The 7,509-nt window shown below is 33.3% G+C and carries 8 protein-coding genes; all 8 read left to right on the top strand.

Features of this window, described 5'->3' with window-relative positions; genetic code table 11:
• The first annotated feature begins 583 nt into the window (after window positions 1-583).
• A complete protein-coding gene (locus tag AC1RPK_RS07505) occupies window positions 584-742 on the top strand; it encodes a hypothetical protein (RefSeq protein WP_185931198.1) in 159 nt (52 codons plus the stop codon).
• A 159-nt stretch (window positions 743-901) separates the two neighbouring features.
• Entirely contained in the window at window positions 902-1,333 is a 432-nt protein-coding gene (locus AC1RPK_RS07500; RefSeq protein ID WP_220741389.1) for a GNAT family N-acetyltransferase, read from the top strand.
• A complete protein-coding gene (locus AC1RPK_RS07495; protein WP_013102110.1) occupies window positions 1,321-1,485 on the top strand; it encodes a hypothetical protein in 165 nt (54 codons plus the stop codon). The genes AC1RPK_RS07500 and AC1RPK_RS07495 overlap by 13 nt, the downstream gene beginning before the upstream one ends.
• Window positions 1,486-1,974: 489 nt before the next feature.
• On the top strand, window positions 1,975-3,210 hold the full coding sequence (gene mobV / locus AC1RPK_RS07490) for a MobV family relaxase (RefSeq protein WP_481761987.1): 1,236 nt from the start codon (window positions 1,975-1,977) through the stop codon (window positions 3,208-3,210).
• A gap of 503 nt (window positions 3,211-3,713) precedes the next feature.
• Window positions 3,714-4,868, top strand: coding sequence for a RepB family plasmid replication initiator protein (locus AC1RPK_RS07485; protein ID WP_481761986.1), 1,155 nt, complete (start codon window positions 3,714-3,716; stop codon window positions 4,866-4,868).
• Window positions 4,861-5,505 (top strand): hypothetical protein, encoded by a 645-nt coding sequence (locus tag AC1RPK_RS07480; RefSeq protein ID WP_481761985.1) that lies wholly within the window; start codon window positions 4,861-4,863, stop codon window positions 5,503-5,505. Before AC1RPK_RS07485 ends, AC1RPK_RS07480 begins: the two co-directional genes overlap by 8 nt.
• Window positions 5,493-6,692, top strand: coding sequence for a restriction endonuclease subunit S (locus tag AC1RPK_RS07475; RefSeq protein ID WP_224143287.1), 1,200 nt, complete (start codon window positions 5,493-5,495; stop codon window positions 6,690-6,692). Before AC1RPK_RS07480 ends, AC1RPK_RS07475 begins: the two co-directional genes overlap by 13 nt.
• 62 nt (window positions 6,693-6,754) lie before the next feature.
• Window positions 6,755-7,509, top strand: a 755-nt coding sequence (locus AC1RPK_RS07470) for a plasmid replication initiation protein (protein ID WP_481761984.1), incomplete at its 3' end; no start/stop codon positions are given.

The raw sequence follows: 7,509 nt of genomic DNA, 5'->3' as shown, positions 1-7,509 counted from the left end.
AAAAACAAAAAGTTAATCCTGAAAATTACATTTTTGGCGCAATGAGAAATACTTTTGAAGTGTGGTACAGCGAATACTTGCAATCATTAAGTTAAAATGGCTAAATTAGCTCATATAAGAGCCATAGAGAAACTTTAAAAGCAACAAAGTACAAAGACTAGTAAAATGTTAAAAATGCCTTAGAAGCGTTATTAAAGGCAATTAAAATCAAAGGACAAGATAATATCTTGTCCTTTTTTTCTGATTATTTTGAAGTTAAACAATTAAATTATGTATCATACTACCTTTTTTAGAAAGCTCATTTTACACTGCGTAATACGTCTGTTTACTGTCACTTACCATATCAAAAACAGTCAAAAATAAAAGGGTATATAAACTCACAAGTTCGCCCTTGTATTTTTTTTATGTTTTTTATCTGTTTTCATCACAGCAAACGACCGAAAACGCACTGGAAAAAATGAACTATCAAAATAAAAAAAGGGGGTGATCTATGTACATAATTTAATAACTTAAAAATAATCATCAATCCAGCTTCACTCACTCAACACCTAAAAAAAATGTGTTTAAAAGAAAGGACAGAAAAATGAATAAAAAGTTTTTAAAGCAACAATTAGATAATGCAGAAAGCGAGAATAGAGTGATAAGTAAAGCTCAAAATGAACAAGAAACTAAAGTGTTAATACGAAAATATGGAACGCTAGGTAACTTAAATAAACGATTGTTAGAATTAGAATATTTTTAAATTATAAGGAGTGGAAATAATGGAACTAATAAGTGTAGAAACAATATGTGAAACAATAAATGGAAAAGAATATGATTAATTAATATCATTTCCTAGTTTTAGATAATTGAATCCTCTCCTATTTCTTATTAAACTTGTTTTAGGAAAAAGGGGGCTACAATGATTACAAAATTAAACAGTTTTTCAGACAGGGATTTAGAACAATTGGCACAGATTTGGTTGAATGGCAATTTACAAGCACATTCATTTATTCCCGCTCAGTATTGGAAAAATCAATTTGTGAACATTAAAAAAATGTTGCCTGAAGCAAATATTTTTGTGTATAGGAATAATGAAATAATTATCGGTTTTTTAGGCGAATTAGATGGTTACATAGCTGGATTATTTGTTGACATGAACTACAGAAAGCAAGGTGTTGGTAGCCGATTAATTAATTACCTAAAACAAATAAACGACAAATTAACACTTTCAGTCTATGTAGATAATATTAATGCCGTTAATTTTTATGAGAATAAAGATTTTATCATAGACAGTGTAGGTATGGATACTGAGACTGATTCAAAAGAGTATCGTATGACTTGGGAAAAATAAAAGGTAAAGACTTTTTTTATAAAAGCTTTGCTTTTTATTTTGCAATAAATAATGCTAATGTAAGTGACAGAATAATTAGTACCAATATCGCTAAGACACTTTTGATGCCAAAAGCAATAGTTAGACTTATCAAAATAATAAGTGGCAAATAAAAATAGTCCAATTTATTGACTTCTGAGCAATCCATACCAGTGTAGATTTATTAAAATTGTTACCAAAAAAACGCGTGTAGTTTGCTTACAGGAAATATTGGTCATAACTTAATACGATGAGAAATTATATTAGCATTCAAAATAAGTTGAGATACAGATACTATCTCAACTTATTTTTTTATGGGGTTAAGCTGACACCAGCTTGCCCCACGCGGGTAGCGTTCTGCATGACATGCTCTCACTGAAAGTGATCCTGCAATGATAAATTGCCCCGTCACGGCGTGACCCGCCAGAGGTTTTACAAGCCGGATAAGTGGCGCTGTAAAATAGCAGTTTCCCCAGTAAGAAGGGGAAACGCTACGGTCATCGCTTGGCGATGACGCGCCTCGCAGAGCCTGTCCAAAATATTATTTTGGTATAACAGGCTATACCAGATTTTTAACGGTGTTATACTGGTCTTGGAAAACCCTTTTTGAGGAGGCATTTTTGATGGCGCATTTAAAGAAAAATACGCGTGGCGCAGTCCCAGGTTTAGCGGTTCACTTTGAACGTAAAACCGACCATCACACTAACAAAGAAATTGATGTGTCGAAAACCTATCTAAATCAAGATCTGATGGCGGATGGTTCTGATATGCTGTCACGCTTCAATGCGCGTTTAAATGACGTTTATTGCATGAAAAGAGACGATGTGAAGGCGTTAGCGACTTGGATTGTCACTTTACCTGAAGAACTTACAGAAGCGTCCTACGAGCAACAGAGCGCCTTTTTTGAAGCAACCACTAATTTTCTGAATGACCGTTATGGTCAAGAAAATGCCGTGGCCGCTGTCGTACATTATGACGAGACAACCCCTCACTTGCACTATGCCTTTGTCCCAGTGGTTTTTGATAATAAAAAAGCACGTGATAAAGTATCCGCTAAAGAAGTCCTCACGCGCCATGATTTGCAAAGCTTTCATGAGGATTTAGATGAGCATTTAAAAAAAGTGCTGCCCTTTTATGAACAAGGGATTTTAAATAACAAAACCTTACCGTTTGAGAATGTCGCTGAAATCAAAAAATACAACGATCAGTTTAACGCTTTAAAAACTGAACTAGCCGATATTGAAGACAATATTCGTGCGAAACAGGCCGTACTTAAAATCACGGATCAAGCCTTAACGGAATTGGACTTAGCCGAAAAACAAATTGATGCCTTTAAACAAGACTTATCTAAAAACCTCTTTGGTAAGACGGTGCTTAAACCAGATGACTTAGATCGCTTTAAAAGTGTGTTAGCCACGATGAAGAAAGCCACCTTGCAAAGCCAGCATGAGACACGAGAACTCAAGCAAACGTTAGGCCAAGTCAACGCGCAATTAGCTGACATCCAAGCTGACTATCAAAACCTGAAAGAAACTCATCAAATGTTTCAGAAGCGGCAGCGAGAACAGCAAAAAATGGACTATGTGATGCGTGACATGCTTAAAAATGATTATGGTGTCGACAAACTATCGCATACTGATGTGGAGGCTCGGTATGTTCTTTATAAGCTGGATCATGAAGAACTCACTCAAAATAAAAAAGTAGCCCAGACCTGGTTAAAGACACTGACGACAGCTAGAGCAGATCCAGATACGAAAATAGCGCCAACTAGATTAGATTGGGGTATTGAACAAGTTAAAGCATTAATTAATCGAATCATTGAATTAACGCGTGATATTTTTAAAGGGCCAAGTCTTTAACGTTATAACGGCCTATTTGCTCGTCTAAGCGTTTTTAACCATGTGACGTAGAAATAATCATCAAATAGATTCAAACGTCGCTATTGGCTTAATAAGGGGCAATTAGGTTACATAACCAGGAATCCATCATTTAAAATAATGCCAAACAAAAAGAACACTCTGGACAAACATTATGTACAACGGTGTTCTTTTTGTTTTGTTTTTATTAATTCAATAAAAAGGCGAAGCCTATTATAAGTTTATCTTTTATATTTTAATCTTTTGTTCTTTTGCGTGGTTATAAAGTGAGCATTAGCAATGCTTCAAAGCTAAATACGTGTACAAAATACTGTGCATACGTGTACAAAATACTGTGCATACGTGTACAAAATACTGTGCATACGTGTACATTTTATTTTTTCATGTACACGTAAAATGCTATAATAAAAAGCATAAAGAAATTCCCGACAAAAAGTTTTTCTTTATGCTTATATCCAACAACACGCCCAAAGGAGTGTATCTATATGTCCATTATATCAGAATCAAAGACAAGGCAGGTGCAGACCTTGAATGAATTATCAAAAAGAAAAGTGGTCGAACACAATAGCTTAATCACATCCATTGCCAAAATGGATAAAACGCCGCTTAAAATGTTTGAATTAGCTGTTTCTTTAATCGATACAGAAAACCCACCTCAAGATCAAACGGTTTATTTATCAAAGCAAGAAATGTTTGCTTTCTTTAAGGTGAATGATAACGATAAACATAGCCGATTTAAACAAGCGATTGAAAGAATGCAGAAACAAGCTTTTTTTCAGATTAAAAAAGAACAAGATAAAGGGTTTAAGTTTGTTAGTATTGTGCCAATCCCTTATGTGGAATGGACGGATTATAGTGACGAAGTAAAAATTGAATTTCATCGTGAAATCATGCCTTACTTAATCAATCTTAAAAACAATTTTACGCAACATGCTTTGTCAGACATCGCAGAATTAAATAGCAAGTATGCCATTATTCTATACCGTTGGTTATCGATGAATTACAACCAGTACGAGCATTACAGCTTTAAAGGTGGTCGGAGACAAGACCAAATTGATAGTTATCGTAATCCTGAAATTAGTATCCGAGATTTACGAGAAATGACAGATACGATAGATGAGTATCTGGATTTTAGAAATTTTGAAAAAAGAATTTTAAAAAATGGTATTGAAGAAATTACAAATAATACAACTTTTAATGTGACGTACGAAAAAGTTAAAAAAGGGCGCAGCATTGATAGCATTGTCTTTCACATTACTAAAAAACAAGTTGCGGCTGATAGTAGTTATAAACAGGATGATCCCGTTTATATCGAGGGCAAGATTCGTCAAGAAGAAACAGAAGATATGTTGACTGTTAAGGCAATAAAAAGTCCCTATACAAAGTTACTTATGGAGCAGTTTTTATTGTCATATATTGATTTAACGGATACGACTATTTTGTCAGGGTTACAGAAAAATGTATATCCACTTTATGACGAATTAAAAGAATTACGTGGTTTAAAGGGCGTGAAAGAACACTTAGCCTATATCAGAGACAAACAAGATGACTATTCGAAAAAGAATATTGCTAAGTATCTTAAAAAATCGATTGAACAGTATCTACCAATCGTTAAAAGGCAGGATATAGATCATGAGTGACAATTTAAAAACGATTCGAGAACTTGCAGATGAGTTAGGAGTTAGCAAGAATAAAATTCATTATCAAGTTTCTAAAATATCAAGCGAATATGTAGTTAGAAATAATAGTATGAAGCTATTAACCGCTGAAGCGGTTAAACAAATAAAAGAAAATATAGGTATTGAATTAAACAGTAGTTTAAACAGTAAGTTAAATACCGTTAAACACCAAGAAAACACTAATATAAAAGGAAATACAAGTGTTGAAGGCGTTGAATTAAACAGCACTTTAAATAGCTATTTAAACAGTCTTAAACACCAAATTGAATATCTTGAATCTCAAAATACCAATAAAGATGAACAAATAAAAAGTTTAGTGGAAGCACAAAAACAAACGCAAAATTTGTTAGACCAGCAACAACAATTAGCCTTACAAGATAAAAAGTTGTTAGAAGAATACAAAGCAAAAAACGACAGATTAAAAGTTCTCAAAATGCCCTCACAGGAAACACAATTCAAACACTTAGACAATCAATATAAAGATGAAGTGAACGCTCTTAAAGAGAAGTTGGAAAATTTGCAGGAACAAATCAAAGATCAAAAAAGGATAGAAGAACAAGAAAAACCAAGAAAATGGTGGGGACTATGGCGAAAATAGATGATTCAGTTAAAAAGAAAGTTCCTGAATTGCGATTTGCGGGGTTTGCTGACGATTGGGAAGAGCGTAAGTTGGGTGAATTAGCTAGTTTTTCAAAAGGCAATGGATATACAAAAAATGATTTAGTCGAATTTGGAGATCCAATAATTTTATATGGTCGCTTATATACAAAATATGAAACAGTTATTGAGAAAGTAGATACATTTGTAAATAAGAAAGATAACTCAATAATTAGTGAAGGATCTGAAGTCATAGTACCTGCATCAGGAGAATCTTCAGAAGATATTTCTAGAGCTTCAGTTGTTGGTAAATCAGGTCTAATTTTAGGCGGAGATTTAAATATAATTAAACCAGTAAATTATATTGATTCTATTTTTTTAGCTTTAACTATTTCTAATGGATCTCAACGACAAGAAATGTCGAAGAGAGCTCAAGGAAAATCTGTAGTTCATCTGCATAACTCTGATCTAAAACAAGTAAATCTTTTATATCCAAAATTAGAAGAACAACAAAAAATTGGGACATTCTTCAAACAACTTGATTGCGCTATCGCTCTTCATCAACGTAAGTTAGATTTGTTGAAAGAACAGAAAAAAGGCTACTTGCAAAAAATGTTTCCAAAAGCTGGAGAAAAAATTCCTGAATTGCGATTTGCGGGGTTTGCTGACGATTGGGAACAGCGTAAGTTGGGGGAGATATTTAACTATGAGCAACCAACAAAATATATTGTTAAATCTACAGAGTATGATGACACTTTTAATACACCTGTTTTAACAGCAGGTAAGAGTTTCTTATTGGGCTATACAGATGAGATTACTGGGATTAAAAATGCTACCGTAGAGAATCCAGTTATTATATTTGATGATTTTACAACTGGTTCTCATTATGTAGATTTCCCTTTTAAGATTAAGAGTTCCGCAATGAAATTACTTAGTTTGAATGATAATTCTGACAATTTCTATTTTATGTTTAATACGTTGAAGAATATAAAATATGTACCTCAAAGTCATGAACGTCATTGGATTTCTAAATTTTCAGAATTTGAAATCTATAAACCTAGTCAGGAAGAACAGCAAAAAATTGGTTCATTTTTCAAACAACTCGACGACACTATCGCTCTTCATCAACGTAAGTTAGATTTGTTGAAAGAACAGAAAAAAGGCTTTTTACAAAAGATGTTTGTTTAGGGGCTATAATTATATAATGACCCCTAGAAAAGACTATTAAAACAGCCCTCGTTATCTACTAGTTGGATAATGGGGGCTGTTTTTTTGTTAAATGGTATAATGGATCATATATAGCAGGACTATTATTTCAAATCAAGCAAGGATTTGATCCCAAGAAAAAGAAAAATTTACCCAATCGACTTTACCTTGATGATTTAGAAGTTACAGCAAAAGACGTGTATATTAAACGGGATTTTGCTAATAAAACGGCTGAAACCCTTGATACAAGCGGACATCACGAAATCGGACGCCGACAAGAAAATAATAAAACAGCTGAAACCCTTGATACAAGCGGACATCACGAAATCGGACGCCGACAAGAAATGGCTGAAACCCTTGATACAAGCGGACATCACGAAATCGGACACAATCTATATAAGACTAACTTAGATACTAATAAAGATACTAATAAAGATACAAGCATGCTTGATTTTTCATCAATTAATTTCTCTCAAAATGTTCTACAAAAACAAAATCAAGACATTGTAGCTAATGCAAGCGAATTTCTAGTATCAAACGGAAATGCAGGTAAAATTCCTTTAGAAGCTGAAACAATAAAGTTAATCAGTTTATGGTCTGCAAATGATCCAAAGAAAATGGAAAAAATGATTGGGATTATTTTTAATGCTAAAAAAGCAAGTGAAACATTTATTACTCAACAAACAGGAAAACCAACAACTATCTTTTTAGATAACTATGAAGATTTGCAACATGACATCACAGTTTCATTGAGAAGAACATTTAACGCTATTAGAAATAAACAGGATAAAAAACAAAA

The sequence above is a fragment of the Dellaglioa sp. CoH-55-MRSF-6 genome, assembly GCF_056782215.1.
Note: the sequence above shows the minus strand (reverse complement) of the source record. Positions and strands in the feature narration are given on the sequence as shown.

Coding starts and splice junctions, on each gene's coding strand:
- AC1RPK_RS07505 (WP_185931198.1), top strand. CDS start 584: ATGAATAAAAAGTTTTTAAAGCAACAATTAGATAATGCAGAAAGCGAG.
- AC1RPK_RS07500 (WP_220741389.1), top strand. CDS start 902: ATGATTACAAAATTAAACAGTTTTTCAGACAGGGATTTAGAACAATTG.
- mobV (WP_481761987.1), top strand. CDS start 1,975: ATGGCGCATTTAAAGAAAAATACGCGTGGCGCAGTCCCAGGTTTAGCG.
- AC1RPK_RS07485 (WP_481761986.1), top strand. CDS start 3,714: ATGTCCATTATATCAGAATCAAAGACAAGGCAGGTGCAGACCTTGAAT.
- AC1RPK_RS07480 (WP_481761985.1), top strand. CDS start 4,861: ATGAGTGACAATTTAAAAACGATTCGAGAACTTGCAGATGAGTTAGGA.
- AC1RPK_RS07475 (WP_224143287.1), top strand. CDS start 5,493: ATGGCGAAAATAGATGATTCAGTTAAAAAGAAAGTTCCTGAATTGCGA.